Source organism: Enterococcus sp. DIV1279b, assembly GCF_050531515.1.
Lineage (GTDB): Bacteria > Bacillota > Bacilli > Lactobacillales > Enterococcaceae > Enterococcus_D > Enterococcus_D casseliflavus.
The window spans coordinates 613,411-640,000 of sequence record NZ_CP172891.1 but is presented as its reverse complement, the minus strand read 5'-3'; the positions used below and the strand labels follow the sequence as shown (position 1 = coordinate 640,000).

Annotated in this window: 24 protein-coding genes, 2 rRNA genes and 1 other RNA gene (1 of these 27 cut by a window edge); 9 read left to right on the top strand and 18 right to left on the bottom strand. The window is 43.9% G+C overall.

Going from position 1 to position 26,590, the window contains the following annotated elements:
* From IGI71_RS03030 to IGI71_RS03015, 4 genes are all read right to left on the bottom strand, one after another.
* A 23S ribosomal RNA gene (locus IGI71_RS03030) occupies nucleotides 1–1,241 on the bottom strand; it reaches 1,674 nt to the left of the window's first position.
* Between the two features lie 229 nt (nucleotides 1,242–1,470).
* Nucleotides 1,471–3,029, bottom strand: a 16S ribosomal RNA gene (locus tag IGI71_RS03025).
* Together the 16S and 23S rRNA genes form the textbook arrangement of a ribosomal RNA operon.
* Before the next feature lie 566 nt (nucleotides 3,030–3,595).
* Entirely contained in the window at nucleotides 3,596–3,958 is a 363-nt protein-coding gene (locus tag IGI71_RS03020; RefSeq protein WP_005227664.1) for a hypothetical protein, read from the bottom strand.
* Nucleotides 3,959–4,025: 67 nt separating this feature from the next.
* Nucleotides 4,026–4,406, bottom strand: coding sequence for a CvfD/Ygs/GSP13 family RNA-binding post-transcriptional regulator (locus tag IGI71_RS03015; RefSeq protein WP_005227662.1), 381 nt, complete (start codon nucleotides 4,404–4,406; stop codon nucleotides 4,026–4,028).
* Between the two features lie 93 nt (nucleotides 4,407–4,499).
* On the opposite strand from IGI71_RS03015, the gene IGI71_RS03010 reads away from it, so the two are divergent.
* Complete coding sequence (locus IGI71_RS03010; protein ID WP_231473275.1) at nucleotides 4,500–5,681, top strand: MalY/PatB family protein; 1,182 nt, start codon at nucleotides 4,500–4,502, stop codon at nucleotides 5,679–5,681.
* A 90-nt stretch (nucleotides 5,682–5,771) separates the two neighbouring features.
* Here the strand turns inward: IGI71_RS03010 and IGI71_RS03005 are convergent, their stop codons facing one another.
* Nucleotides 5,772–6,359 carry a peptidylprolyl isomerase gene (locus IGI71_RS03005; RefSeq protein WP_005227659.1) on the bottom strand — a complete coding sequence of 196 codons (588 nt, stop codon included), beginning with the start codon at nucleotides 6,357–6,359 and terminating at the stop codon, nucleotides 5,772–5,774.
* Nucleotides 6,360–6,499: 140 nt separating this feature from the next.
* On the opposite strand from IGI71_RS03005, the gene IGI71_RS03000 reads away from it, so the two are divergent.
* The 3 genes from IGI71_RS03000 to IGI71_RS02990 all read left to right on the top strand — a co-directional run bounded on the left by IGI71_RS03000 (nucleotide 6,500) and on the right by IGI71_RS02990 (nucleotide 8,742).
* Nucleotides 6,500–7,477, top strand: a complete 978-nt coding sequence (locus IGI71_RS03000) for an NAD(P)/FAD-dependent oxidoreductase (protein WP_010748839.1) — start codon at nucleotides 6,500–6,502, stop codon at nucleotides 7,475–7,477.
* A gap of 5 nt (nucleotides 7,478–7,482) precedes the next feature.
* On the top strand, nucleotides 7,483–8,124 hold the full coding sequence (gene yqeK, locus IGI71_RS02995; protein WP_375856864.1) for a bis(5'-nucleosyl)-tetraphosphatase (symmetrical) YqeK: 642 nt from the start codon (nucleotides 7,483–7,485) through the stop codon (nucleotides 8,122–8,124).
* A gap of 108 nt (nucleotides 8,125–8,232) precedes the next feature.
* Nucleotides 8,233–8,742 (top strand): phosphatidylglycerophosphatase A family protein, encoded by a 510-nt coding sequence (locus tag IGI71_RS02990; protein WP_005227653.1) that lies wholly within the window; start codon nucleotides 8,233–8,235, stop codon nucleotides 8,740–8,742.
* A gap of 105 nt (nucleotides 8,743–8,847) precedes the next feature.
* Here the strand turns inward: IGI71_RS02990 and IGI71_RS02985 are convergent, their stop codons facing one another.
* From IGI71_RS02985 to IGI71_RS02960, 6 genes are all read right to left on the bottom strand, one after another.
* Nucleotides 8,848–9,723 carry an IS3 family transposase gene (locus IGI71_RS02985; RefSeq protein ID WP_317726542.1) on the bottom strand — a complete coding sequence of 292 codons (876 nt, stop codon included), beginning with the start codon at nucleotides 9,721–9,723 and terminating at the stop codon, nucleotides 8,848–8,850.
* Nucleotides 9,693–10,259, bottom strand: coding sequence for a helix-turn-helix domain-containing protein (locus IGI71_RS02980; RefSeq protein WP_016249835.1), 567 nt, complete (start codon nucleotides 10,257–10,259; stop codon nucleotides 9,693–9,695). The genes IGI71_RS02985 and IGI71_RS02980 overlap by 31 nt, the downstream gene beginning before the upstream one ends.
* Before the next feature lie 87 nt (nucleotides 10,260–10,346).
* Nucleotides 10,347–10,985, bottom strand: a complete 639-nt coding sequence (locus IGI71_RS02975) for a TIGR01906 family membrane protein (RefSeq protein WP_015509030.1) — start codon at nucleotides 10,983–10,985, stop codon at nucleotides 10,347–10,349.
* Nucleotides 10,982–11,752 carry a TIGR01457 family HAD-type hydrolase gene (locus IGI71_RS02970; RefSeq protein ID WP_231473236.1) on the bottom strand — a complete coding sequence of 257 codons (771 nt, stop codon included), beginning with the start codon at nucleotides 11,750–11,752 and terminating at the stop codon, nucleotides 10,982–10,984. Before IGI71_RS02970 ends, IGI71_RS02975 begins: the two co-directional genes overlap by 4 nt.
* A 1-nt stretch (nucleotide 11,753) precedes the next feature.
* Complete coding sequence (locus IGI71_RS02965) at nucleotides 11,754–12,374, bottom strand: YutD family protein (RefSeq protein WP_015509029.1); 621 nt, start codon at nucleotides 12,372–12,374, stop codon at nucleotides 11,754–11,756.
* A 90-nt stretch (nucleotides 12,375–12,464) separates the two neighbouring features.
* A complete protein-coding gene (locus IGI71_RS02960; RefSeq protein WP_081116960.1) occupies nucleotides 12,465–13,847 on the bottom strand; it encodes a bifunctional metallophosphatase/5'-nucleotidase in 1,383 nt (460 codons plus the stop codon).
* Between the two features lie 326 nt (nucleotides 13,848–14,173).
* On the opposite strand from IGI71_RS02960, the gene IGI71_RS02955 reads away from it, so the two are divergent.
* Nucleotides 14,174–14,416: an addiction module antitoxin gene (locus IGI71_RS02955; protein ID WP_005227642.1), complete on the top strand. Its 243-nt coding sequence runs from the start codon at nucleotides 14,174–14,176 to the stop codon at nucleotides 14,414–14,416.
* A complete protein-coding gene (locus IGI71_RS02950) occupies nucleotides 14,413–14,820 on the top strand; it encodes a type II toxin-antitoxin system death-on-curing family toxin (RefSeq protein ID WP_005227640.1) in 408 nt (135 codons plus the stop codon). The genes IGI71_RS02955 and IGI71_RS02950 overlap by 4 nt, the downstream gene beginning before the upstream one ends.
* A 212-nt stretch (nucleotides 14,821–15,032) precedes the next feature.
* Here IGI71_RS02950 and ffs read toward each other — a convergent pair.
* The 6 genes from ffs to IGI71_RS02920 all read right to left on the bottom strand — a co-directional run bounded on the left by ffs (nucleotide 15,033) and on the right by IGI71_RS02920 (nucleotide 19,350).
* An RNA gene (gene ffs / locus IGI71_RS02945) (signal recognition particle sRNA small type) lies at nucleotides 15,033–15,119 on the bottom strand.
* A gap of 29 nt (nucleotides 15,120–15,148) precedes the next feature.
* Nucleotides 15,149–15,655, bottom strand: a complete 507-nt coding sequence (gene tadA, locus IGI71_RS02940) for a tRNA adenosine(34) deaminase TadA (protein WP_015509027.1) — start codon at nucleotides 15,653–15,655, stop codon at nucleotides 15,149–15,151.
* A 131-nt stretch (nucleotides 15,656–15,786) separates the two neighbouring features.
* A complete protein-coding gene (locus tag IGI71_RS02935; RefSeq protein WP_005227636.1) occupies nucleotides 15,787–16,122 on the bottom strand; it encodes a hypothetical protein in 336 nt (111 codons plus the stop codon).
* A 68-nt stretch (nucleotides 16,123–16,190) separates the two neighbouring features.
* Nucleotides 16,191–17,558 (bottom strand): RsmB/NOP family class I SAM-dependent RNA methyltransferase, encoded by a 1,368-nt coding sequence (locus IGI71_RS02930; protein WP_270287026.1) that lies wholly within the window; start codon nucleotides 17,556–17,558, stop codon nucleotides 16,191–16,193.
* Between the two features lie 139 nt (nucleotides 17,559–17,697).
* Nucleotides 17,698–18,447, bottom strand: coding sequence for a YczE/YyaS/YitT family protein (locus IGI71_RS02925; protein WP_270287025.1), 750 nt, complete (start codon nucleotides 18,445–18,447; stop codon nucleotides 17,698–17,700).
* A 99-nt stretch (nucleotides 18,448–18,546) separates the two neighbouring features.
* Nucleotides 18,547–19,350, bottom strand: a complete 804-nt coding sequence (locus tag IGI71_RS02920; protein WP_231473238.1) for a MerR family transcriptional regulator — start codon at nucleotides 19,348–19,350, stop codon at nucleotides 18,547–18,549.
* A 106-nt stretch (nucleotides 19,351–19,456) separates the two neighbouring features.
* On the opposite strand from IGI71_RS02920, the gene IGI71_RS02915 reads away from it, so the two are divergent.
* The 3 genes from IGI71_RS02915 to IGI71_RS02905 all read left to right on the top strand — a co-directional run bounded on the left by IGI71_RS02915 (nucleotide 19,457) and on the right by IGI71_RS02905 (nucleotide 24,673).
* On the top strand, nucleotides 19,457–21,190 hold the full coding sequence (locus IGI71_RS02915; protein WP_375856865.1) for an ABC transporter ATP-binding protein: 1,734 nt from the start codon (nucleotides 19,457–19,459) through the stop codon (nucleotides 21,188–21,190).
* Nucleotides 21,183–22,967 (top strand): ABC transporter ATP-binding protein, encoded by a 1,785-nt coding sequence (locus IGI71_RS02910; protein ID WP_213337018.1) that lies wholly within the window; start codon nucleotides 21,183–21,185, stop codon nucleotides 22,965–22,967. The genes IGI71_RS02915 and IGI71_RS02910 overlap by 8 nt, the downstream gene beginning before the upstream one ends.
* Before the next feature lie 206 nt (nucleotides 22,968–23,173).
* Nucleotides 23,174–24,673 (top strand): helix-turn-helix domain-containing protein, encoded by a 1,500-nt coding sequence (locus IGI71_RS02905; protein ID WP_213337021.1) that lies wholly within the window; start codon nucleotides 23,174–23,176, stop codon nucleotides 24,671–24,673.
* A gap of 90 nt (nucleotides 24,674–24,763) precedes the next feature.
* Here IGI71_RS02905 and IGI71_RS02900 read toward each other — a convergent pair whose 3' ends face one another.
* A complete protein-coding gene (locus IGI71_RS02900) occupies nucleotides 24,764–26,305 on the bottom strand; it encodes an Ig-like domain-containing protein (RefSeq protein ID WP_270287023.1) in 1,542 nt (513 codons plus the stop codon).
* Between the last annotated feature and the right edge of the window lie 285 nt (nucleotides 26,306–26,590).

The window sequence follows — 26,590 nt, the reverse complement described above, 5'->3', positions numbered from 1 at the left end:
CTTAGAACGCTCTCCTACCAATGCACCTTATGGTGCACTCCACAGCTTCGGTAAACTATTTAGCCCCGGTACATTTTCGGCGCAGGGTCACTCGACTAGTGAGCTATTACGCACTCTTTAAATGGTGGCTGCTTCTAAGCCAACATCCTAGTTGTCTGTGCAACCCCACATCCTTTTCCACTTAATAGTTATTTGGGGACCTTAGCTGGTGGTCTGGGCTGTTTCCCTTTCGACTATGGATCTTATCACTCACAGTCTGACTCCCGGATATGAATGAATGGCATTCGGAGTTTATCTGAATTCGGTAACCCGAGATGGGCCCCTAGTCCAAACAGTGCTCTACCTCCATCATTCTCAATTCCGAGGCTAGCCCTAAAGCTATTTCGGAGAGAACCAGCTATCTCCAAGTTCGTTTGGAATTTCTCCGCTACCCACACCTCATCCCCGCACTTTTCAACGTACGTGGGTTCGGTCCTCCAGTGCGTTTTACCGCACCTTCAACCTGGACATGGGTAGATCACATGGTTTCGGGTCTACGACAACATACTCATTCGCCCTATTCAGACTCGCTTTCGCTACGGCTCCGTCTCTTCAACTTAACCTCGCATGCTATCGTAACTCGCCGGTTCATTCTACAAAAGGCACGCTATCACCCATTAACGGGCTCTAACTTGTTGTAGGCACACGGTTTCAGGATCTATTTCACTCCCCTTCCGGGGTGCTTTTCACCTTTCCCTCACGGTACTGGTTCACTATCGGTCACTAGGGAGTATTTAGCCTTGGGAGATGGTCCTCCCGGATTCCGACGGAATTCCTCGTGTTCCGCCGTACTCAGGATCCTCCTAGGTGTTATCCAAATTTCGCCTACGGGGTTTTTACCCTCTTTGACATACTTTTCCAAGTATTTCGACTATCTGAATAGACTACCATATCGGAGTCCTACAACCCCAACAAGCAAGCTTGTTGGTTTGGGCTTTTCCCGTTTCGCTCGCCGCTACTCAGGGAATCGAATTTTCTTTCTCTTCCTGCAGGTACTTAGATGTTTCAGTTCTCTGCGTCTACCTCGACTGCGCTATGTATTCACGCAGACGTAACATCCTATAAAAGATGCTGGGTTCCCCCATTCGGAAATCTCTGGATCATAGCTTACTTACAGCTCCCCAAAGCATATCGGTGTTAGTCCCGTCCTTCATCGGCTCCTAGTGCCAAGGCATCCACCGTGCGCCCTTATTCACTTAACCTTTGACCTTACGGTCGGTTTTGAGTACTTCTTCTAGCGATAGAAGGTTGCTCAAGAAAATAAGCGTTGAACTTATTAAAAAACTCTTTTAACATTTCAACTCGGTGTGTGTTACTTGTTTTGATTATTTCTTCGATATCCAGTTTTCAATGAACAAATTTTGTTTGAGAGTAAACCTCTCAAAACTGAACAAAGGCAAACGATGTGTAGTCTTCCGAAATATTCCTTAGAAAGGAGGTGATCCAGCCGCACCTTCCGATACGGCTACCTTGTTACGACTTCACCCCAATCATCTATCCCACCTTAGGCGGCTGGCTCCAAAAGGTTACCTCACCGACTTCGGGTGTTACAAACTCTCGTGGTGTGACGGGCGGTGTGTACAAGGCCCGGGAACGTATTCACCGCGGCGTGCTGATCCGCGATTACTAGCGATTCCGGCTTCATGTAGGCGAGTTGCAGCCTACAATCCGAACTGAGAGAAGCTTTAAGAGATTAGCTTAGCCTCGCGACTTCGCAACTCGTTGTACTTCCCATTGTAGCACGTGTGTAGCCCAGGTCATAAGGGGCATGATGATTTGACGTCATCCCCACCTTCCTCCGGTTTGTCACCGGCAGTCTTGCTAGAGTGCCCAACTAAATGATGGCAACTAACAATAAGGGTTGCGCTCGTTGCGGGACTTAACCCAACATCTCACGACACGAGCTGACGACAACCATGCACCACCTGTCACTTTGCCCCCGAAGGGGAAGCTCTATCTCTAGAGTGGTCAAAGGATGTCAAGACCTGGTAAGGTTCTTCGCGTTGCTTCGAATTAAACCACATGCTCCACCGCTTGTGCGGGCCCCCGTCAATTCCTTTGAGTTTCAACCTTGCGGTCGTACTCCCCAGGCGGAGTGCTTAATGCGTTTGCTGCAGCACTGAAGGGCGGAAACCCTCCAACACTTAGCACTCATCGTTTACGGCGTGGACTACCAGGGTATCTAATCCTGTTCGCTCCCCACGCTTTCGAGCCTCAGCGTCAGTTACAGACCAGAGAGCCGCCTTCGCCACTGGTGTTCCTCCATATATCTACGCATTTCACCGCTACACATGGAATTCCACTCTCCTCTTCTGCACTCAAGTCTCCCAGTTTCCAATGACCCTCCCCGGTTGAGCCGGGGGCTTTCACATCAGACTTAAGAAACCGCCTGCGCTCGCTTTACGCCCAATAAATCCGGACAACGCTTGCCACCTACGTATTACCGCGGCTGCTGGCACGTAGTTAGCCGTGGCTTTCTGGTTAGATACCGTCAAGGGATGAACATTTTACTCTCATCCTTGTTCTTCTCTAACAACAGAGTTTTACGATCCGAAAACCTTCTTCACTCACGCGGCGTTGCTCGGTCAGACTTTCGTCCATTGCCGAAGATTCCCTACTGCTGCCTCCCGTAGGAGTCTGGGCCGTGTCTCAGTCCCAGTGTGGCCGATCACCCTCTCAGGTCGGCTATGCATCGTTGCCTTGGTGAGCCGTTACCTCACCAACTAGCTAATGCACCGCGGGTCCATCCATCAGTGACGCAAAAGCGCCTTTCAACTTTCTTCCATGCGGAAAATAGTGTTATACGGTATTAGCACCTGTTTCCAAGTGTTATCCCCTTCTGATGGGCAGGTTACCCACGTGTTACTCACCCGTTCGCCACTCTTTTTCTTTCGATGGAGCAAGCTCCGGTGAAAGAAAAAGCGTTCGACTTGCATGTATTAGGCACGCCGCCAGCGTTCGTCCTGAGCCAGGATCAAACTCTCATAATGATTTGTTTGAATGACCATACGGTCATTAAGCTCATAAAAATTAACTTTGCTAGCTATTGCTTGCATGTGTTTGTTTCAATAAATTGAAACGTCCTACACATTGGTTCGTTTGCTTGCTTTGTTCAGTTTTCAAAGGTCTACCGTGCTGTGTTAGCAACTTTTATATCATATCAGAGCGACATTTGATTGTCAACTCTTTTTTTAAAAGTTTTTTTCGCTCGTTGTTTTTCAACTTCGTAGCGGCTGTCTCAGCGACTTGATTAGAATAACAAATGATTTGTTATTTGTCAACAACTTTTTTCAATTAATTTTGTTGATGTATCAACATTGATTAACTGTTTTATTATTGCGACTTCGTTATAATATCATCTGTTGCATTTTTGGTCAAGTCTTTTTTTGAAGTTTTTTCAACTGTTGTTTTGACCCGCTGGCTCAATTGCCAACGTTGACTAATTTACCATTCTTCTTGACTCAGGTCAAGGAAATATTTCATTTTATTTACAAAAAGTTTTCAATAAAAAAAGACCGTCGTAACGGTCTTCAGTTTTTTCGCTAATATTCAGGTGCTAAAAGAACGGAACGCCTTCAATCTCGTAGTCTTCAATGATCTTACGAAATATATTAGGCTCTTCCCACGCATACCCTTCTGGCAGCTGTTGCGTTTGTCCTGCTTCTTGTGTTTCAAAAACAAATAAAGGAATGTTTTGCGTATCAATATTGCCATTTGTGAGTTCAACGAGTTCGATCGCTGTCACATCAAGGTGGATACGGTCTTTAAACAATTGTAAGATCGTAGCCAAGCCGGTTTTATCTTCAGAAAAATCCGTTGACGCTAATTCCGCAGTGCCTTCGTGTATTTGCATCAAAAATCGTTTCGAACCATTTGCTAAGTGCATCATAACTGTACCCGCTACTTTTTTGGATCCCAAAATACCCACCTCAGTTATTCATCTGTTTGTAAACTAATTTTAGCACATTTTCAGAAAATATGCACGATTATCTGCTGCTGTTTTCTTTTTCTAACATTTCTTTGGCCTCTTTCACCCACACTGGTAAAGCTTCTCCAATCGTACGAAAACCGATCCGCTTATTCTTATTTGTAAAGTAGCGTTTACGCTTAAAGGGTGGCTGAACAAAACTCGTTTCCAATGTACGGCGGGACAAACTGATCTTTTGGCTGTATTCGTCAATATCAATGATTTGTACACGGATCTTTTGCCCGATCTGTAAGACTTCATGGATATTTTTGGTAAACCCAGATTGGATCTCTGAAACATGGATCAATCCTTGTGTTTCCTTATCTAACGAAACAAATGCACCATAGGGTTGAATCCCAGTGACTGTTCCTTCTATAATGTTCCCGATTTGATAATTCATAGTCTTTCCTCTCTTTTCCACTTTCATTATACTTGAACTAGTGGTAGATTTGAAGCATCAGAAACAACGTTGCACAATATAGGAGGGAAACGCATGATCAATTTTGACAAAGTTCATCCACGCTTAAATACCAATAGCGTCAAATGGGATACCATTGCAAAAACCTATAAGGAAGAAAACTTGTTGCCGCTTTGGGTAGCCGACATGGATTTTCTGGCACCAGAACCTGTGAAAAAAGCTTTAGAAAAAGCAGTTGCCCAAGGGATCTATGGGTATTCCACCATCCCTGATTCGCTGCTTGAATCCATCATCGATTGGCAGCAAAGACGTCATGGTTATACCATCAATAAAGAAGCGATCCTTTTTAATAGCGGTGTCGTCCCTAGTATTGCACTGGCGATCCAAAGTTATACGCAAGAAGGAGATGCCGTATTGATCCACGATCCGGTCTACCATCCCTTTGCCCATGTTGTCAAAAACAATCAGCGGACCTTAATTCAAGAACCATTATTGGAAAAAGATGGCCACTTCGTCATCGATTTTGAGGCGATGGAACAAAACATCATCGAAAAGAAGGTAAAATTGTTTCTTCTATGTAATCCTCATAATCCTGGCGGTCGCGTGTGGTCAAAAGAAGAACTGCTGACGATCGGCCGTATTTGTCAAAAGCACCAGGTGATCGTTGTCAGTGATGAGATCCATCAAGACATCGTTTTTGCACCAAATCAATTTGTCTCTTTCCAAACAGTCGAGCCAAGCTTTGCCGATTTTTCGATCATCTTGACCTCAGCAACCAAGACCTTTAATTTAGCTGGGATCAAAAATTCGATAGTATTCATCAAAGACCAAACCTTGCGCAGCCAATTTGCAAAAACACAAGAACGCAACGTTCAAGGGGAAATCAATACGTTTGGGTTGGTCGCTACTGAAGCAGCGTATCGTGAATCTGAAGCATGGTTAGAAGAACTTTTGTCCTATTTAGAAGCAAATCGCACCTTTGTCTGCGACTTTTTGACTGAACAACTCCCAGCAGTGACCTTTCAAAAACCCGAAGGTACTTACTTGATCTGGCTGGATTTTTCTGCCTATGGCCTAACAGACAATCAGCTGCAGCGCAAACTGATCAAAGAAGCCAATGTCGTATTGAATCAAGGAAGTATCTTTGGTCCTCGCGGCAGTCACCATATGCGGCTGAACTTTGCCTGTCCTAAAGAGCTATTAGAAAAAGCACTCAATCAAATCGCCGCCGCGTTTAAAGACCAACCGATCGGTTAACTCTTTCTTATGAAAAAAAGAACCCTAAAGCTGCCATTTCAACGATCTCCTTGAGGATGACCGTTGAAACTGCTTTTGGGTTCTTTTGTTTTATTCGCTGATTTCGATCGTTTCGATCACTACATCATGCACTGGACGATCTTGTGGTCCCCGTTGCACGCCAGCGATTTCATCAACGACTGACATTCCTTCGATCACATGACCGAAGACTGTGTGACGGAAATCTAACCAAGGAGTACCACCTGCTTGATACGCTTCGATGATTTCAGCTGGATAACCAGCACCTTCTAATTGACCTAACATGTTGCTAGGAACATTTTGATTGTTTACGATGAAAAACTGGCTGCCGTTAGTATTCGGACCAGCGTTTGCCATGGATAAAGCGCCACGAAGATTGAACAATTCTTTTGAAAATTCATCTTCAAAGCTGCCACCATAGATGCTTTCGCCGCCCATCCCTGTACCAGTTGGATCGCCGCCTTGAATCATAAAATCAGGAATGACACGGTGGAAGATGATCCCATCGTAATACCCTTTTTTCGCTAATTCAACGAAGTTTTTCACTGTTTTTGGTGCCAATTCTGGGAACAATTGTACAACTACATCCCCACGATTGGTTTTGATGACTGCTTTATGGCCAGTTTGTTTTTCTAATGCTAACTGTGGAAATTCAGACACATTAACTCCTCCTTCTCTCTCATAAATCCATGATAGCAGAAAATTGAAAAAATGCTAGTTTGGATAATTTTTGCTATAATGAAGCTATTCGTACACTACGAACACGCTTCACCCCAACGTGGTTAGAAAAGAGGAATAACATGGATATTTTTGATATAACGATTATCGGCGCGGGACCTAGCGGGATGTTTTCTGCTTTCTATGCCGGTATGCGTAACGCCAAAACCAAGATCATCGACAGCTTGCCGCAATTAGGCGGTCAGCTTGCTACTTTATACCCAGAAAAATACATCTACGATATCCCAGGTTATCCGAAAATCAAAGCGGGCGATCTTGTCCAAAACCTGGAAAAACAGTTGACGACCTTCAATCACCAATATTGTTTAGAAGAGACCGTCTTGTCGGTCGAAAAACAAGAAGACTATATCGAAGTCACCACCGACAAAGGAATCCATTACTCGAAAGCCGTGATTTTGGCTTTAGGAAACGGCTCCTTCCAGCCGCGCAAACTGACTTTGCCAGAAAGCGAGCGGTTTGAAGGATACGGCTTAGACTATTTTGTCACCGATTTGATGAAGTATGCTGGACGCAAAGTAGCGATTGCCGGTGGCGGCGATTCTGCCATCGATTGGGCATTGATGCTGGAGCCGATCGCTAGTGAAGTCTACTTGATCCATCGCCGTCCTGAATTTCGTGCCCATGAACATAGCGTCAGCAAATTACAGGCTTCTGCCGTCAACATTTTGACTCCTTATGTGATCCAAGAAATCCAAGGAGAGCAACGTTTGACTGGTGTCTCGTTGCAGCAAGTCAAAGGTGATGAAACGGTTAGCCTTTCATTGGATGCTTTGATCGTCAATTATGGTTTTTCTTCCACATTGAACATCAAGGATTGGGGCATGAAAAGCAGCCGCCAAGGAGTCTTCGTCTCTTCAGATATGAGCACGTCTGTTCCTGGGATCTATGGCTGTGGGGATGTCGTTTTATACGATGGAAAAGTCGACCTGATCGCTACTGGTTTCGGAGAAGCCCCAACTGCGGTGAACAATGCGCTCCACTACATTGATCCCAAAACGCGGACACAACCTGCCCATAGTACAAGTCTTTTTAAGGAGTAGCTGAGATGAAACAAGCTGGTCAACGTCAACTTGCCGCCTATACTCTCCCTTTACAGGGCAAGACCCTCACTGAGCAAATGGTTCAGTATCTGAAAGCCTTCGATCATGCCGAAACGGCAGTCCACAATCTAGCCGTTGCCCAAGAAGCCAAACGATTGGCAGAACGGTTTCAAGTCAATGCGGATAAAGCTTACTTGGCAGCACTGCTGCACGATGTCAGCGTCGTCATCCCTCATGACCAGCGAATCGCCTTGCAGATAGCGGTAGGCGAACCGATCTTAGATGCGGAGCGGCAAGCACCTTTTTTGCTGCATCAGCAGCAATCCGCTTTATTGGCAAAAACGGTTTTTCAGGTGTCTGATCCAGACATTCTGTCCGCCATCAGCTGTCATACCACCTTAAAGGCCCATTATCGTCGTCTCGATCTAGTTGTTTTTTTAGCCGACAAAATCAAATGGGATCGCAAAGATCAAGCGCCTTTCTTAACCGGCTTATTAGACCGCCTCGATGATTCCTTGGAAGCCGCCGCTGGGTATTATATGGACTGGCTTTTTGCTGGTGACTTGGTGGTCCCCCATCCTTGGGCAGTGGCAGCCAAAGCAGAACTAGCCAACACCTGTGCTTCAGTGGATGTCAGAAGGGATTAAAACCCAAACGTCATGGCCTGTAACTGGAATAGGCCACTACTTATGATCGCAATCCATCAGTCGCATGTTGACTTTTGAATAAACTATTTTTACATGGAGGGGAACTATATGGTATTAGAAAGCAAAACACTTGAAGACAAAGCAAGAGAATTGTTGGCCGACCGCGGTGTCTCGCTGCAAGACATCGGTGAACTGGTGATGTTCTTGCAAAAAGATTACATTGAAGGCATCACCTTGGAGATGTGTATCGAAAGCGTCAACGCTGTCTTAAGCAAGCGGGAAGTCCACAATACGATTTTAACGGGTGTCCAGTTAGATATTTTGGCAGAAGAAAATCAACTGCTGCATCCACTGCAAGAAATCGTTAAAGAAGACGAAGGGCTTTATGGGATCGATGAGATCCTCGCTCTATCCATCGTCAACGTGTACGGCTCGATCGGCTTTACTAACTACGGATACATTGATAAAGTCAAACCGGGTATTTTGAAAGAACTGAACAAGCATGACGGTCCCCGCGTTCACACCTTTTTAGATGATATCGTAGGTGCCATCGCAGCTTCTGCCGCAAGTCGCTTAGCCCATCAACACCCAAGTAAATCTCATTACATTACGCAATAAAAAAAAGACCGACGATTCGCCTCCCTCAAAGTGTAGTGACCCCAAAAAGTTAGACTTTTATGGAGTGGAGAAATCCACTCCTTTTTTGTACGATAAGATTAACTGTTAGACAGCTGTTTTTACAGCTTCTCGAAACTGAACCGGACTTCGCCAATTTAATTTCTTTTTGATGCGTTTATGGTTGTAATAATAGATATATTGGTCAATTTTTGTTTTCAATTCATCTAAACTCCGATAGACTTCTCCATGAAAAATCTCTTGCTTTAATAAACCAAAGAAGTTTTCCATAGGTGAGTTATCTAAACAATTCCCTTTACGAGACATACTCTGGAAGATTTTATGCTGCTTCAATTTATTCTTATAAGCATTCATTTGATAGGCCCATCCTTGATCTGAATGGAAGGTTCTACGAAATGGACAATCATTTGTCATCTGGATTGCTTCTTCTAATCCTTCCATTATGGCTAGTGCGTTTGGTTTTTCAGAAATCCGATAAGATAGAATTTCACTATTGTAGAAATCCATGAAAGGATCTAAATACAGCTTTTTCTGACGAACGACACCTGTGGTGTCTACTTCATAATACTTAAACTCTGTGGTATCAGTTGTAATTTTTTGGTGACAGATATTTGTATAAAACCGACGATGAATACGATTTTTGGCGACAGTGCCAACCTTCCCACGATAAGAATTGTACCGTCGAGATTTTCGAGTGTAAGACTTTACTTCGATACCTAGTTTTTTTATCAGACGTTGAATCTTCTTTTTATTGACATGAATCCCTTGATTCTCTAATTCTTTTTTTAGTCGCAGACAGCCATAGTCTTTATGCTCTTTGCGAATTTCAAGCATTTTTTCTTCAATTTCTTGGTCTGGGTTTGGTCTGTCAAACCGTTTCTGCCAATACATATAGGTTGCTTTAGGAAATTTCAATGTTTCAAGAAGCTCAACTAGTTTGAATGATCCTCGGAGGCTGGCGATGATTCGTGCGATTGATTCTTGCGTCTTTGCTGGGCTTCCTGTTTTCGCAGCTTCCTCAACTCTTTTAAAAAGGCATTCTCAATTTGAAGGGATCGGACTTGCTTTTCTAATGCCTTGATACGATCGCGTTCTTCAGTTGTTGTATTTTCTTTTTTGTTTTCTTTTTTTCTAGTCAAAGTAAGTGGTCGCCCTTTCTCTTTTGAGAGCCCCTCAATACCTGCTTCTCTGAAATTACGCATCCAATTGGCAATAAGCGCAGGGTTGTTCATTTCTAAAGTGCTAGCAACTTCTCGATAGGACATCTCACTTGTTTGATATAACTCTAGCGCATTTAACTTAAATTGAACAGAATATTTCTGATTTTGATGCTTTCTCAATAGACCTTCCTCTCCGTATTCACGATAGGCATTCACCCAATTACTTACTTGAGACTTGCTTGAAATACCGTATTTGTTGGCAAGATACCGATATCCGCCCACGCCACTAAGATATTCTTTAACGATTTTTAGTTTTAATTCAAAAGGATATTTTGCCATACAAATAACGACCCCCAAAAGTTAGATTTTTTTGGTCTAACTTTTGGGGGTCGCTTCAAAGGAAGGGGATCGTTGGTCTTTTTTTCATTATGCTGTTTTTTTCAAGCCTCGTTTGCCCCACCAATAGAAGGCAAAAAAGAAGACTTCAATCAAGACGAAAAAGAGAATAAAGCAATGCATGAAAAACGTTTCTGGCAGCACGTTGATGATCGGATCGGTGGCTGGATTAAACAGCCAATCGTCGTTACTGAAGAAAATCTCATGGAACGTAACGAAAAAGCGGTCAAAGCCGACAGCCATCAAAAACCCGAAAATCAGCGGTAAAATCATTCCCCATTGAAAGGGACGAATCAAGCGCCATTGCTGTTGTTTTTGCCGTAACCGATTGACGAACCAGATACTGGGCAGCAAAGTGACGATCATCACGGCATAATTTAATAGAAACAACTGTTTCACATCGTAAAAATGCCCAGCGCCAGCTTCAGACATTGGAAAATCTGGCAAGGCGAGCGTACTTGCAAAGGGATTGTTTAGAAAATCTAGCAATAAGCCATAGTTCTTCAACAACTCTTCTCTTGATAGCGAGGTATAATCCAGCAGATTCAAGTGATCGACATCAAACCAATATAACGGTCGAAAATTGATCGTTAGGGTGATCGCTAGACTGACCAAAAACAAAAACAAGCAGACAAATCCTAAGCGTTCAAGCCACACTTGTTTTTTCATTGTTCAAAATCCCACTCATCTAAAGAATCCACCACATAGGTTGGTGCTACTGGTAATGTCGGAACTGCCGCTTTCGGGGTAAAGCCAGATAATACGAGCAAAGAATCGATCCCGTTTTGGATCCCCGAGCGAATATCCGTTTCGTAATTGTCTCCCACCATCAAGACCTCTTCTTTTAATAAGCCGATGTGTGCCACCGCTTTTTCCATAATGATGGCTTCTGGTTTGCCAATAAAAATCGGTTGCGTTTGGGTGGCAGTCTCCACCATTGCGATCAGTGAACCTGCACCAGGTAATAAACCTCTTTCCGTCGGGATATTTTTGTCTGGATTGGTCCCGATAAAGGTTGCCCCTTTTTGGATCGCTAACGTTGCTAGAACAAATTTTTCATACGTCACGTGGTTGTCTAAGCCAACCACGACATAATCTGGGTTGGTTTCCTCCCACTCAAACCCAGCAGCTAAGATCAAATCGATCAACCCCGCTTCGCCGATCACAAATACTTTGCGGCCTTTGCCATGGTCTTTCATAAAATCGATTGTCGCCAAGCTTGCGGTATAGATCGTTTCTGGTGCCACATGGATCGAAAATTCATCCGCTAATCGCTGCGCCACGACTTCAGGACTGCGGGTCGTATTATTGGTCACAAATAAATAGGGCAGTCCTTTTTCTTGTAAGGATTCTACGAAGCGTTTCCCAGCAGGGATCGGCGCTTTTCCTAAATAAATCGTGCCGTCTAAATCAATCAAATAGCCTTTATATTTCATCTTATTCTTCCCTTTGTCGAATCGTAAACTCTTTTTTGCCTTTTTTCACCGTGGTTGTTTCGGTTTTTTTGACGTTCTTTTCTTTTGGTTTACGATTTTTGATCGTTGGTTTGCTTTTTTTCTGCGGTACGGTGTCACGCTTTTCTTCTATATGGGCGTTTTGTTGTGTGTTTTGATTTTGATTGTTTTGGGTTGGCTTTTTCTTGCGTCGGCGGGAGGTACTTTTTTCTTTTTTGCCGCCAACTCGTTGGATCACGAAATAGGCACAACCGAAGTTGCAATACTCATACAAATAGTCTTCCAGCATGTCGATACGCTGATCGGGTAATGCTTTGCGGTTATCTTTTTCAAAAAAGCCTTTCAAACGCAGCTGCTCATAACCCCAATCGCCTACGATATAATCATAACGTGCCAACACTTCACTGTAACGCTCGCCAAGCTTTTCTGGATTGAAGCCTTCACGATAATCCATGACCAATTTGTATTGTCGATTGCCAATCATTAATTCTTCATCATTTAACAAAGTCACCAACTCGCCTTTTTGCGGTTGTTTCGCTGGTTCTTCAATAATTTCTTCTAGTACAGATGTCATCTCATCTGTGATCGTTTGTTTTTCGGTCATTTTTTCACCACCTGCTGTTTATTATACCTTGTTTTATTCCCCAATGATAGTCGCGGTTTTCTCGCAAAATCCAGCTGGAGGAGTGACGAACTACTGGATGGGGTATTTCTGACTCAGGTAATCACCGACCACTGTGCGAATAAAGTCTGGAAAAAGAAACTCAACGGTTCCAGCAATCTCGATCGTCGGGAAAAACGGAATAAACAAGTAGTGATCCACAAGGGTCAACGTGTAGCTTTGAGCAGGATCGACGGGCTCTTGTTTCCACAATACTTGGTGGTTTTTTTCATCAAAGCGGATGCCTTCATAAACCAGTTCACCAAAAATCTTCCCTCGAAAACCCATTCCCATAATTGGGAAATTGCGCAAAAAGTTGCGATTTTTTTCCATCTCTAAGACCAATCGAATGACATCCGCGCCTTGCAGCGTCACTCGAATCAAATGCATCGGATGGGGCAAAATCGTGTGCAGCTGATCTTGATCGACCCGTCCTTGCGGCAAATCATCTAAGAATAGCCCCGTATTTAAGATGGCGGCATCTGTCTGTCCTTTGGCACATAATGCCAAAAGCGCCTCTCGAACCAAGGAATGTTCACTTTGCCAATCCCTCGTAAACGCTGCTGGAATTTCTGCCACCTGATTTGCCCGCAGCAAGCGATGGCCGATCGACAGATATTCGGCGATCTCTTCCTCATCTTGCGGAAAAGCCACCAACGAATCCGTCGGAATCACACGGGCGCGATGCTTGATCGGGCGGTGGTGATCATCTAAGACCACTTCGACTTCGCCAATGTTAAAACCAAACTTGCCAGCTGCCCCAATTTGAACGCCATTGATGACTTCGCCCTTTTCAAACAAATGGTGCGTGTGGGAACCTAATATAACATCTAGTTCTGGAAAGTCCCTCGCAATCTGGCGGTCAGCATTGATACCTAGATGGCTCATCAAGACCAGCAGATCGACTTCGGGGCGCAAATGCTGCACCAATGAAGGCAAAATCTCCAAGGGTTCGCGAATGTCCCAGCCGTTTGGGGCATATGTCAGCGGAAACGGTGCTGTAAAAGCGATCAGGCCGATTTTGGCGCCTTGATTGCTTTCCATGATTTTGTATTCTTGTGCCCATTTGGGTGGACGTAAATCCTGTTTATCAAATAAATTGCCTAAAATGACAGGAAATTCTGCTTGGTCATATAAATGCTGCAAGACCTCTTTGGGATTGCCGACCCCTTCATTGTTCCCAATCGTCACCGCATCGTAATGTCCTTGATTCATCAAATCGACATTCGCCTTGCCGTCAGTTGCTTCTGTCAAAGGATGCCAACGATCGACAAAGTCGCCTAAGTCGAGTGCGATCACTGTCTCTTCGGTCGTATCCGCTTCTCGTTTTCTTTGATCCAAATAACGCCGCATCTTCGGCCAATGTTCTAGGTGGGAATGCAGATCGTTCGTATGGATAATCGTAATTTTTTCCATTGTGCGCCTCTTTTCAAATACGTCGCCTGAAATCACTATCCATTTCTCTTGGCATCAAGGGTTGCCAGTAGAAAGGCGACGGAAGTCTCTACAAAATAAGCATAGCATAAAATCTCTGGGAAACCATTGGAATGCTTGGAAAAGAATGGAATAAATAGACAGTCATTTGTCAAAAAGTACCGCCATGTTTTGCTCAATTGTTGGAATGATTTTTTTCCAAGCAAATACGATCCAAAATATATAGCACTAACATACGATCATACAATTATTGAGTAATTCTCGTATATCGTATATACTGTATATACGATATACGGAGGAGATGTAAAGTGAGTATTCAAGAACGAAAAATTAGAAAGAGCGGAAATTCAGTTGTTTTAACATTATCGAAAGAATTATTAGAAAAAATAGGAATTCAAGAAAATGATTACGTATTTGTTGATGAAGACAAATTAGCTGCTGCAATCACGAAAAAGTCATTACCTTCTGAGCAGGAACTCGAAATCAATCGTTTAATCGATCAATCTTTTTCTCAATATGAAGAGATGTATAAGGAGCTCGCAAATCATTGACAATCTACTTATCAGAAAAACAAATCATAAAAATGAATGTCGTGCTTATCAAAAGTCAAACACCAAATGAAGAGATCGGCTTGCGTGATCCATCTGGATTAGCCATGGCTGTAAAACAACCGCAACAAATCGTTTTTTCAAAAGAATTATATCCCTCAATGGAGGAAAAAGCTGCAATCCTTCTAATCAACTTAATCAAAAAACATCCCTTTCATAATGCCAATAAACGAACGGCTTTCATGGCAACGGATGTTTTTTTCAAGCTTAACCACTATGAAACTTTTTTCGAACAAAATCAAACGATTGCATTTCTGGTGCACATTGCGAAATATGACGAAAATAAATTTGATACTTTAAAACGATCAACCTCTGACTACCTTCGAAAATACACAAGAAAGTCGTAAAAAAGTAACTAGCTAATCAGCAATTCTTCACCTACAATCAAACAATCGTGATTCACTTTTTACTAGATTGGCTAAAAATTGATCATGAAAATTTATCAAAGAGAAGACTCAACTAAAGACTTTCAGACAATAAAAAAACCTAAGACAGTCTGTCTCAGGGTTGAATGATCATCGATTCAATTAGTACTACTGCTTTCTTCAAAACAAGCAGTTTTTCAATCAGACACATGGAGAATCCTGCTTAGTGCTGCTTCCTTCCGGATCTGACACGCTTCACAAGACCTCCATTGTCCTAGCCTTTCGGCAAAACTTAGTATAACGTATTTCGTTAGAGATTGCCAGCCTTTTTTTGTTTTTTCTTTTCTCGTAATGCTCGGAAAAAATCTGTTAGCAGCTGGCCGCATGCTTCTTCTAAAATGCCGCCTTCCACATAGGACCAATGGTTGAAGCGCTCATCTTCCAATAAATTCATCAATGTACCAGCAGTGCCGCCTTTGGGATCGTAGGCACCAAAATACACTTCTTCCACCCGTGCCAATAACATCGCCCCGCTACACATCGGGCATGGTTCCAAGGTCACAAACAGCTGCGCTTGTTCTAAGCGCCAACTTCCGACAGTGCGACAGGCTTCTTCGATCGCAAACATCTCCGCATGCGCTGCGGCTTGCTGCTGCGTTTCTCGTAGATTGTGTCCACGACCAATGATTTTACCATCCAAGACGACGACAGCACCGATCGGTACTTCTGCCAACCCTTCTGCTTTTCGGGCTTCTTTGATTGCTTCTTCCATAAAGAAGGCTTTTTCCTCGGCAGTCAAGGTACTTGTTTTTTCCACGACTTCACTTTCACTCCTCTACCTCGCACCATTTCGTGCATTTCCTTGTTAGTATAACGAAAAACGCTTAGAAAGACGAGAAAAACTCGCAAAGACCGATGTCCCTGCGAGTTTCAAATGGCATGATTGGCTTAAAAGACGGAATCAACAAAGCTCGTCAACTTGTCTTTGACATGTTCTGTCGAATCTTTGATGTTGTCTCCGTAAACAGAGATTTTGTTGCGGCCCTCATTGACTTTTTTCATCACACCTAACAACGAATCCAATTCATTGTCAGATAAGCCGTCTACGACATCCAGCAATTTTTCATTGCCGTTGAATTTGTCATCGACAAATTTCTTTACTTTGTGTCGGTTGCAAGCGAAGCGTACTTTATTGAATACTTTGTCTGATACAACGACGGCAGTAGTGATCCCAGCGATCGCTGCAATGCTTAATCCAATCGTTACTTTTGATGATGTTTTCATATCGATCAGCTCCCTTATTTTGCTACTTCCATCATAGCACGAGGACTGAAATAAAAACACTATTTCGTTTAAATCGCTTTGAATCTTAATCCTTTAGGAAAGAAGTTTTTCACGGTTCCTTGGACTTGTTTTCCAAAACCGACTGGGATCTCATCGACTGTCAAAATCACCCACCCAGCATTTCCTGGCACGCTCAAGGTTTCACCTGCCACATACTGCTGCCATTGCGGCAAAGTGATCGGCACTGTCGGTGCCCCTTCTTCTGCATGGATCGCCAATGCCAACGCATAACTTGGCTCGATCCGATTCTTCTTAACGACGCCGACGTGCAAACCTGGGCGCATAAACTTGATCCCTTTTAAAGAAGGCATTTCTTCAGGAACGAGCCAGAGGTTTTCTCCTAGCAGCTGTGGCGTCGCATTCAGTGCCTGTAAAAAAGGAAACTCCTTGCGAAAGGCTTGCCACAACTTTTGAGTCGCTGCATCCAATGGACTCTTGGCTGTCGCTCCTTTGCCTTTTTTCTTCTTTTTCACTGGCGCTGCTTCTGCTAGCGAGGTCAATTTCGCAGCGAAATGACCTTCTCCTTGGTTTAAATGCGGCCATAAGCGGATGGTTTTCTCAATCCCGGGTGCAGCTCCCCACTCCCTGCGCCCATGAGATACATTGTCCAAGTCGATCGCTTCGATCGTGAAGGGATACTCCTCCATTAACCAAGCCATCATCGCTTCGTTTTCTTCTGGGGCAAAGGTACAGGTGGAATAGATCAGCTGGCCCCCCGGTTTTAGCATCACAACGGCTTGTGCCAAAATGTCTTTTTGCCTGATCGCACACTGATCAGGTGTATCTGCTTGCCATTCTTCTAATGCGACGGGATCTTTACGAAACATTCCTTCACCAGAACATGGGGCGTCCACCACGATCTTGTCAAAAAACTGAGGAAAATGGCGGCTCAATTCTTGCGGTGCCTGATTGGTGACGACTACATTCGGAAAGCCCCAACGCTCCACATTTTCTGATAGGATTTTGGCACGCTTGGGGAAAATCTCATTTGCTACAAGCAGCCCTTTCCCTTGTAATTGGCTTGCCAGCTGCGTTGTTTTGCCCCCTGGTGCCGCACATAAATCTAAGACCCGCTCCCCTGGTTGAGCGGCTGCGATCGTTGCTACGATCATCGCACTAGGTTCTTGGCTGTAGACATAGCCAGCTTGATGGAGCAGCGAACGGCCTTTGACTTCGCCAATATAAGCAGCTTCTGCATAGGGGGCGGGTACAGCGGCTGGTCCATATTTTGCCAGCATCGCTTGTGCGTGCGGCTTAGCAACATTCAAGCGAAAGCCTTTGACTGGCTGATTATCGGTCAAAGCGGTAAAAAAAGCTGGTGCTTCTTCTCCTAACAACCGTTGGTATTTTTCAATAAATGGTGTTGGTAATTGCATACTTACCCCTCCTCGGCTTTTTTATTCTAGCGACTGAGAAGCAATTATGCAAGAATTCCTTGATCAAATGGCAAAAAAACTGCAGCAAAGTGAAGTGGGCGACTAAATCGCTTCGACTTCTCTTTGCTGCAGACCTTTTTTATTTAAAAATCGCTTTTTTGACACTGCTTTCGATGAATGGCTGAGAGACACGGTTGTCCCAGAATTTGATCAGTGGGCCCACTAAAAAGGCACTGATGAAGGTTCCGATCCCAATAGGTCCGCCTGTGAAGAGGCCAATCAAGGCAAAGGCAACGTCTTGAATCACCCGCACCACTCGATAGTTGGCTTTCGTCTGATCGACGATGGTTGGGGCAATCGCGTCATAGGGGGCGCTGCCCAAATTTGCTGACATATAAAACGAAGCACCGAAGGTAAAGAAGATAATCCCGATCAACAAGAACAAGCCTTGCTGCCACCAGTTATTTGGACCGACGGATAACCAATCAAAAACGTTGGTATAAAAGTCGATGAAAAATCCTGTCAGCACCATATTGATGACCGTCCCGATACCGATATGGCGACGGCCAAAGATAAAAATCAATACTAGGACAGCGATATTGATCATCAATTGATAGACCCCAAGGGATAACCCTAGCAGCTCACCAACACCGATATTGGCTGCTGTGTATGGGTCTAGTCCCACTCCGCCAACTCGCAGCAATGCCGCCCCGAATCCTAAAATGGCGACACCAATCAACGCATAAAGCGAGCGTAATCCTGTTTCTTTTTTCATTAAAATTTCCCCTTTTTTCTCATCTGTTCTTTCAAGTATAACGAGAAAAAAGGAAAATGGGAATTTCAACGCTTCCCAGGGCTCTTTGTAGGGATACAATCTGGCTTCGTCCATCTCCTTTGCTTCTATTTTGCTTCCATTGAAATGCCCGCAACAACCATTGCGATTGCTTATCTTGATTTTCGGTTCCGACAGATACGCGTGCCTCGTCCATTACTCAGGCTTCACTGGAACCATCACTTCAAATATCTGCAATTCTTTTTGGGCGGTAAAGACTTCATCTTGCCATAACAATTCCCAAACATCGCCATCGATCTTTAACTGATTCTCTTTTAGAAAGGCTTGGATGCGATGGGTAAAAGCAGCAATTTGTTCCTCTCCCTCACTGACAAACCCAGACACATACGTGCCAGTAGGACGCGTGATGATCAGCTTTTCAGGATAGAGATGCAGCCGATCTTGGGGAATCAAGATCAGTGCCCGATAAGGCGATGCGTGAAAGGTCTGATCCTCTAATGTCGTTCCAGCACTTAAAAAGCCGATGGGGTAGCCACTGAAGGCATCTTTATAATCCACTAGCGGATAAAAACGGGCGTACACTTGATAAGCAGATTCTGGATCATCGCCAGCGATCTCTTCGGAAACGATAAACGCCTCTGCTTTGTAGTGCGCTATCGTAAAGGTCTCAAAATCGGCTTTCTGTACTTTTTCATAGCGCTGGATGTAGCGATCGAAGGTTCGTTCCAATTCTTGTAGCGCAGCGATTTTGGCACGGACTTCTCCTCGCCGTTCCACAAGTTCCTTTTGCGTGTATTCAGGGTTGCGGTTTTTCAAAAATTGTCGAATGTCTTGCAAGGGCATGTCTAAAGAACGCAAGAGCAAAATCACGTCTAACTCAAGGCATTGTTCAAAGCCGTAGTAGCGATAGCCGTTTTCACCAATCGATTGCGGTTTGAATAAATCGATCTGATCGTAATAAATCAATGTGCGCCGACTCACGCCAGCATAAGCGGACATCTCACTGATGGTCAATTGTTTTTTCAAAAAAATTTCACTCCTTGCTTGACTGTAACGTAACGTTACAGTTTATTCTACCATAGAACGACATTTTTGGAGGGAAATCATGAAACAATTACAGTTATTTTATAAAGAAGAACGACGCTTCTTTTTCAGTTTATTTCTTTTGATGCTGGTCCAATCCTTCGGCACACTCCTGTTGCCGTATTTTTTGGCAAAAATCATTGATGAAGGGATCTTGAAAGTCGACACGACAGCCATTTGGCACAATGGCTGGTGGATGTTTGCCATTGCCATCGGCACCGTGATCGTCTCTGTAGGCGGTAGTTATTTATCTGCCCACCTTTCAGGAAAATTCGGGCATTTTTTGCGGATACGCCTTTTCAAAAAAACACAAGAACTCTCTGTATCCGCTGTTGATGGCTATGGTACGCCCACTTTGCTGGCACGTACCACCAGCGACATCAACAACATCCAACAAATTTTGATGATGGCGCTGCAAATGATTTTGCCAGCCCCAATGATCGTCGCTGCTTCAATTTTTCTAACCGGCACCGTCTCTTTACGGATGATTTGGGTCCCAATCGTAGCGATCCTATGTTTTTCAATGATCGCTTATGGAGTGATTCGCAAAGCGATCCCATTATCACAAATCACGCAAAAACTAGTCGATAAAATGATGCGGATCTTACGAGAAACCTTTACTGGCGCTCGGGTGATTCGAGCATTCGACAAAGCTGCTTACGAAAAAGAACGGACAGATCAAACCTTGACGGAATATGCGAAAACCATGATCCAAGTCAATCGCCTCTTTGCTGTCTTGAATCCGACCGTCAATTTAGTAATGGGACTCTCGATTTCGACTATCCTTGTCTACGGCGGCTATCAAAGTCTGCAGGGCCACCTTGCTATTGGTAGTATTACTGCCATCATCGAATACACGATCCTGAGTCTTTGGTTTTTGACTATGGCAGCGATGGTGATCGTGATGGTGCCTAAAGGCTTGACTTCCTTGCAACGGATCACAGAAGTTTTGGAAGAACCAATTGATTTGATCGACGGTGACCAAACCTTAAACAAGACCGCCGTGTCAGAAACGATCGCAGCTTTCAATCACGTGCAGTTTACGTATGAAGGTGCCGAAGAACCTGTCTTAGAAGATATCAGCTTCAAGATCCATCGAGGCAAAACGACAGCGATCGTTGGTGGAACTGGCTCTGGCAAAAGCACCATCGCCAAAGCGCTGTTGCGTTTCAAAGATGTGACTGCTGGTTCGATCACGCTTTTTGGCCGCAACATCAAAGAGATCTCACAAGCCGAATTACGGGACCAAATTAGTTATGTCCCGCAAAAAGCGCTCTTGCTTAGCGGCACGATTCAAGAAACCTTGCGTTTCGGCAATCGTCCAGCAACCCATGAGGCGATGGCAAAAGCCGCTGAAGTTGCTCAAGCCAAGTCATTTATTGAAGGCTTGCCTGAAGGTTATGAAAGTCCGGTTGCTCAAAAAGGCAGCAATTTCTCTGGCGGTCAAAAGCAACGACTGAGTATTGCCCGAGCGCTGACAAAGCCAGCAGAAATCTACTTCTTTGACGACAGTTTTTCTGCTTTGGATTATCAAACAGATGCCAATTTGCGGCGTGCATTGAAAGAATACACGAAAGATGCCGCCGTCATTATCGTGGCTCAGCGGGTATCGACCGTCAAAAATGCCGATCAAATCATTGTCTTGGATAACGGCAAAATGGTCGGTAAAGGAACCCACGAAGAATTATTACGCAATTGCCAAACTTATCAAGAGTTTGCCTCATCTCAAGGAATGGGAGGAATGAAGGATGAGTAAACAACCAATGGATACACCAAAAAACATGAAACATACAAGCCGACGTTTGCTGCGTTTGCTGATGGAACAAAAAGCCCGCTTTCTACTGATTATCGCTTCCGCCTTGTTCTTTTCCTTACTAATGTCCATCGCCCCTTTGATCTTGGGGCGTGGACTGGATAATCTGATTGCCTTGTTTCAACAAGAAGGCTGGCAGATCAGTGATTTTTGGCAAAGTATTTTAGGTCCAGTCGTCCTTTTAGCGGGAACGTGGCTTTTGATCAGTCTCTTTTCCTTGCTGCAAGAGTATACGATGGCCAGTGTCAGTGAAACCCTGACCTTGACTTTACGCAAACAAATCAGTGACAAATTCAATCGCCTGCCTATCAGTTTTTACGACAAACATCATACTGGCGATATTTTAAGCCGAGTGATTCTCGATTTAGATAAAGTATCTGAAGTCTTGCAAGTCGGTTTGATGCAATTGATCACCGCAACCATCAGCATTACCTTCGGCTTGATCGCCATGCTTTATCTCAGCCCATTACTGACGATCGGCGTGGTCCTGATTTTGCTTTTGAGTGCTTTTGTGACTACCGTTCTCTCACGAAAAAACTTGAGCTACTTTACCAAAAACCAAGAAACATTAGGTGCAGTCAGCAGTCGTGCGGAAGAGTTTTATACCGCAAATCCGCTGGTCAAATCCTACAACCAACAAGTTGCCGTTGAAGCGGAAATGGCGGAATTGAGTGAAGCCCAATTTAAAGCCTTTCGGAAAGCACAGTTCGTCAGTGCAGCTATCAATCCATTCGTGCGCTTTATCAATCAAATCGGCTTTATCTTAAGCGCCGTCGTTGGTGGTCTGATGGTGTTGCAAGGGCAATTATCCATTGGTCTCGTACAAGCCTATCTGCAATACATCAACCAAGTATCTGAACCAATCACGCAAGCCTCTTATATTATGAACACCTTGCAAAGTGCCTTAGCATCTCTCGAACGAATTTTTGAGATCCTTGATTATCCTGAAGAAGAAACTGCGACCCAACAACTGCCAGTTCCACAAACCATCAAAGGAAAAATCGATTTTCAACACGTCTCCTTTGGCTACAGCAAGGAAAAACTCTTGATGGAAAACGTCGAATTTTCCGTCAAACCAAAACAAACGGTCGCGATCGTTGGACCAACAGGTGCTGGAAAAACCACCATGATCAATCTTCTGATGCGCTTTTATCCATTGAATGGTGGGAAGATCTTGCTGGACGATCAAGACATGATGTCCTTTTCGGCACCAGCAGTACGGAAAAAATTCGGTATGGTGCTGCAAGATACGTGGCTATTCCAAGGAACCATCGCTGAAAATATCGCTTATGGCAATCCCGATGCCACTCGGGAAGACATCTTGGCTGCCGCCAAAGCCGCCCAATGCGACCACTTCGTGCGGACCCTGCCCAACGGTTACGATACCGTCATTGGTTCCGAAAGCGAACTGTCACAAGGACAACAACAATTATTGACGATCGCTCGGGCGATTTTAGCAGACCCAACGATCCTGATCCTTGATGAAGCCACCTCCAGTGTCGACACGCGGACAGAACAAATGATCCAAACGGCGATGGATCGTTTGACCCAAGGACGGACCAGCTTTATCATCGCCCATCGTCTTTCTACCATCAAAAACGCTGACTTGATCTTAGTGATGAAAGACGGCTCCGTCGTCGAAAAAGGCTCCCACACAGAACTGCTGGCACAAGATTCCCTTTACGCCCAACTATATAACAGCCAGTTTGCAACAGCTTGATGAAAAAGCCGAAAGGGCCAACGATGTTTAAGACGAATCGTTGGCCCTTTCGGTTATTTGCTTTTCATCCCCAAGTAGCGCATGTGTTCCTATAAAAGAAACACTTGTTAGGTACCAAAAACCTTTCCCTTGCCTTGCCCGTATCCATATTCCATAATCAGACGTGAGCGATGATCCATCAAACAGACCGTATGGGAGTGTTGCAAATGAAAAATTTTCAGATGACGTTTATTACTTCTACGACCACCAATCGTTGGTTGAAACTATTGAATCTTTTGGAACGGCATAAGCCCCTTTCGAATCGTGAGTTGTCAAAAGCTGTCCAGAGTTCGCGGCGCACGATCATTTATGATATGGAGGGGCTACGGAGCTACTTTGGAAGTACGCTAATGATCGAATCCACGTCGAATGGCTATTCTCTTCATGAATTACTACCGAAAGAATATCTGGAACGAAAACGAGCGCTCCTTCAAAATGAACCGTTATTCGTTATTCTTGAGCATCTGTTTAAGGGAGAATATCGGACAGTCTCCGAATGGGCAGACTATTTTTATCTTTCTGAGAGTTCCCTTTTACGCTATTTGACACTTTTTGAAAAAGCCCTAAAGCCCTTTCAGTTATCTGTTGATCATAAGAATTTCCGTCTGATCGGATCAGAAGCGGATATTCGCAAATTTTTCCATGCCTTTTATTATGAGTCGGATGCTACGCCTCATACGGTACGTCCAACCATTGCTGTGCAAAATATCGTCTTAGATTTTTTTCGCAATATACGCGGCAAAACCAATAATACGGCTTCATTTTGGTATATCAGTTATTGGTTGTATATTATCCTTGAGCGTTATCAAGCGGGAGAAACTGTCGTTGTCTCCGAACAATTAAAAAAGATCGTCTTGGCAGATGAACTCTTCCAAGAAATCCAGCCCCTCAATCAACGACTCCAAACCGCTTTTTCCTTGTCTTTACCGTCAGAGGAGCTGGTCTATCTTTTCGCTCTACTAGCAAGTAACCGCGGGATAAACAACTATCTCAGGGAAATATCATTTGTTACCCGCTTTGACCATTGGCCTGAGCTAAAAGAACTGACTGCCAATTTTTGCCAGCTCCAGCAGATTTCCGATCATGATCAGTCCCGAGATTTTGTTTTTCTCCATTCTTTCTTTATTACGGAAAAAATAAAGCAGCTGATTTCGCCTACCTACAATCAAAGCATGGAAGAAATTTCCAATTACGCACAAACACAATACCCTAAAGAGTATGAGGAAAATACACGGTTTCTTCTTAGAGAGCCTCTCTTTGAAGCGACCGCTCTGCCAGCAATCAGTGCCCGCTTCACTTTGTACTTTGAAGGATTAAAAGAAAAATACTGGGGCAACCCACGCCGGATCGCCTTTCTTTTAGAAGGGGATGCGCATATTTGCCTTCACATCAATGCTTTTGCTGTAAAATATTTTGGTCGATATCATGTTTTACAATTCCCTGATTCCAGTGAGTTTTCTTTGGATTATGTGGAACGAAACAAGATTGATCTAGTCGTGACGAATTACGCAGAGTATTTGGAAGAGTATATTCTGGATGTTGAATGCCTCCTAATAAAATCGATCCCAGATGCAGATGATTGGAACAATTTCTTGAAAATCATCAACCCAAAAATCATCCATAATTTTGCGTTGCAAAACACCGAAAAAAGCTCCTTCTATAACTGAAAAGACGTGTGCGGCACTCGAACGCCGCACACGTCTTTTCCATTCGTTTCTATGGACGAGTAGTATTTGTTCTTCACTCTGGCACACTACTTAACGACCATTCAATCGTTGCGCAGTAATCATGGTTCCTGCTGCTTGCGGATCAATCTCTACTGCAAACTTTCCATCACTATCGACAGTGGCATTCTTGGTTTCATCACCAATCGTGATTTCCACCTGTGCATTGGGTTCGGCTGTTCCACTAACAGTCGTGTCTGTGGTTGTCACTTCATTCAAGGTTGTTTCGGCGATCGTTGCTCGCTCAACCATGGTTTCTGCGATATTTAATGAAATGCCATTTAAGGTTGCTTGCGCAGTGACTACGGTACCTGCTGGTTGTTTTTCAATCGTTAACGAATAGATGCCATCACTGCCAACACGTCCATTTGCAATCACGGTATCACCAGCTTTGATCGTGATCTCCGCATTTGGCTCTGCGGTTCCCGTCACACTTGTGGAGTCAGTATTTAGCTTAGAAATCGTTGTTTCATCAATTCCTTCTCTAATAACGGTTGTTTCGGCAATATTTGATTCGATATCGCCTAATCTTGCTTGCGCAGTAACCACGGTGCCCGCTTGTTGTTTTTCAATCGTTACGCTATACTTGCCATCACTTCCTACACGTCCACTTGCAAGTTCTGTTTCTCCAACGCGAATGGAAATCGTCGCATTTGGTTCAGCCTCACCGCTTGCTTGTGTCGATTCAGTCGTTAGACCATTTAAAGTGGTGTCGCTAATTTTCTGGTTGGCTAAAATATCCTCTGCTGAACTTAAAAGTCCTAACAATCTTTGCTTCTCTTCACTAGGAAACATTTGATCCTCTAAGTTACTTCTTGTAGATGCAATTATTTGCTGTGTTACACCTTCTTGTAGTTGCTCAAAAGTATCCCCTACAAAAAGATCATAGACACTTTGCCCGAATTGGCGATCATCTTCATAATAGCGATCTTCCATCAAGACGCCGGTAGCTGCCGCATGGATCGGATTACCTGATGGATTAAGATCTCTGATCGTATAAGTATCACCACGTCTCGGTCTCAATTGATCATTTAAATTTACTTGCCAAATCATATGGGAACCTGTCGCAGCATTTTTAAATGTCTGAGCCGACTGTCCATTGCTAAATGTAACCCTCGCACCATAATTTATGAAATGCTTACTGATATCATGATTGAATACAGGTAACCCATTCGCATCTTCCTCTATCCATACATTAAAAATATAAGCACTACTTCCAGTTGTATTGAGTGTTTCTCTTTTGTTAAGACCTTTCAAAGAATAGATGGGGCTTCCTTGAGTATTCATCTGTAGTACTTGTTCAGAGAATGCGTTTGTGTCCGTCATATCCCTGGCTTCTGACTTTTGGGTATCATCTGGTGCTAAATGTTGTTCTTGTGGATCGACTGGCTCATTTTCAGCTTGTTTTGCTGCCTCTGGCTGCTTCTCTTCTAACCCATCCACTAGTTTTTCTATGTTATAATTTTCTTCCAAATCCTCGTGCTCTTGTGCCATCGCTACCACTGGTAATGATGATAAAGTCATTTGGCAAACGAGTAATAAACCTATTGCTTTCAATTTAAAATTGTTTTTCATTTTATTTTCCCTTCCAACTCAACCTATATATCTTTCTATCGTTGTATTTCTTCATGGTCTCCGGTTAATGATGCTTGTACGAATTCATCCTTCCTCATCAGGTAGTTTGTCATAGAATGACTTCGTATTTTCTTCTGAGCCCATCACCGCTGCTAGAATGGAGAACATTGTCCGATAACTGATCAATAACAAACCTGTGACTTCATCACTAAATTAGTTATTCATAAGTCACCCCTGCTGCTCTATTCTTTCGTACGTTAAAGATTCATTTCAGTTTTTATCACG

Excerpts from the sequence above, each read along its gene's own strand:
- IGI71_RS03015 (WP_005227662.1), bottom strand. The coding sequence starts at position 4,406 with ATGAATTATCAAATCGGGAACATTATAGAAGGAACAGTCACTGGGATT.
- IGI71_RS03010 (WP_231473275.1), top strand. The coding sequence starts at position 4,500 with ATGATCAATTTTGACAAAGTTCATCCACGCTTAAATACCAATAGCGTC.
- IGI71_RS03000 (WP_010748839.1), top strand. The coding sequence starts at position 6,500 with ATGGATATTTTTGATATAACGATTATCGGCGCGGGACCTAGCGGGATG.
- yqeK (WP_375856864.1), top strand. The coding sequence starts at position 7,483 with ATGAAACAAGCTGGTCAACGTCAACTTGCCGCCTATACTCTCCCTTTA.
- IGI71_RS02990 (WP_005227653.1), top strand. The coding sequence starts at position 8,233 with ATGGTATTAGAAAGCAAAACACTTGAAGACAAAGCAAGAGAATTGTTG.
- IGI71_RS02980 (WP_016249835.1), bottom strand. The coding sequence starts at position 10,259 with ATGGCAAAATATCCTTTTGAATTAAAACTAAAAATCGTTAAAGAATAT.
- IGI71_RS02975 (WP_015509030.1), bottom strand. The coding sequence starts at position 10,985 with ATGAAAAAACAAGTGTGGCTTGAACGCTTAGGATTTGTCTGCTTGTTT.
- IGI71_RS02970 (WP_231473236.1), bottom strand. The coding sequence starts at position 11,752 with ATGAAATATAAAGGCTATTTGATTGATTTAGACGGCACGATTTATTTA.
- IGI71_RS02965 (WP_015509029.1), bottom strand. The coding sequence starts at position 12,374 with ATGACCGAAAAACAAACGATCACAGATGAGATGACATCTGTACTAGAA.
- IGI71_RS02960 (WP_081116960.1), bottom strand. The coding sequence starts at position 13,847 with ATGGAAAAAATTACGATTATCCATACGAACGATCTGCATTCCCACCTA.
- IGI71_RS02935 (WP_005227636.1), bottom strand. The coding sequence starts at position 16,122 with ATGAAAACATCATCAAAAGTAACGATTGGATTAAGCATTGCAGCGATC.
- IGI71_RS02930 (WP_270287026.1), bottom strand. The coding sequence starts at position 17,558 with ATGCAATTACCAACACCATTTATTGAAAAATACCAACGGTTGTTAGGA.
- IGI71_RS02925 (WP_270287025.1), bottom strand. The coding sequence starts at position 18,447 with ATGGACGAAGCCAGATTGTATCCCTACAAAGAGCCCTGGGAAGCGTTG.
- IGI71_RS02920 (WP_231473238.1), bottom strand. The coding sequence starts at position 19,350 with ATGTCCGCTTATGCTGGCGTGAGTCGGCGCACATTGATTTATTACGAT.
- IGI71_RS02915 (WP_375856865.1), top strand. The coding sequence starts at position 19,457 with ATGAAACAATTACAGTTATTTTATAAAGAAGAACGACGCTTCTTTTTC.
- IGI71_RS02910 (WP_213337018.1), top strand. The coding sequence starts at position 21,183 with ATGAGTAAACAACCAATGGATACACCAAAAAACATGAAACATACAAGC.
- IGI71_RS02905 (WP_213337021.1), top strand. The coding sequence starts at position 23,174 with ATGAAAAATTTTCAGATGACGTTTATTACTTCTACGACCACCAATCGT.
- IGI71_RS02900 (WP_270287023.1), bottom strand. The coding sequence starts at position 26,305 with ATGAAAAACAATTTTAAATTGAAAGCAATAGGTTTATTACTCGTTTGC.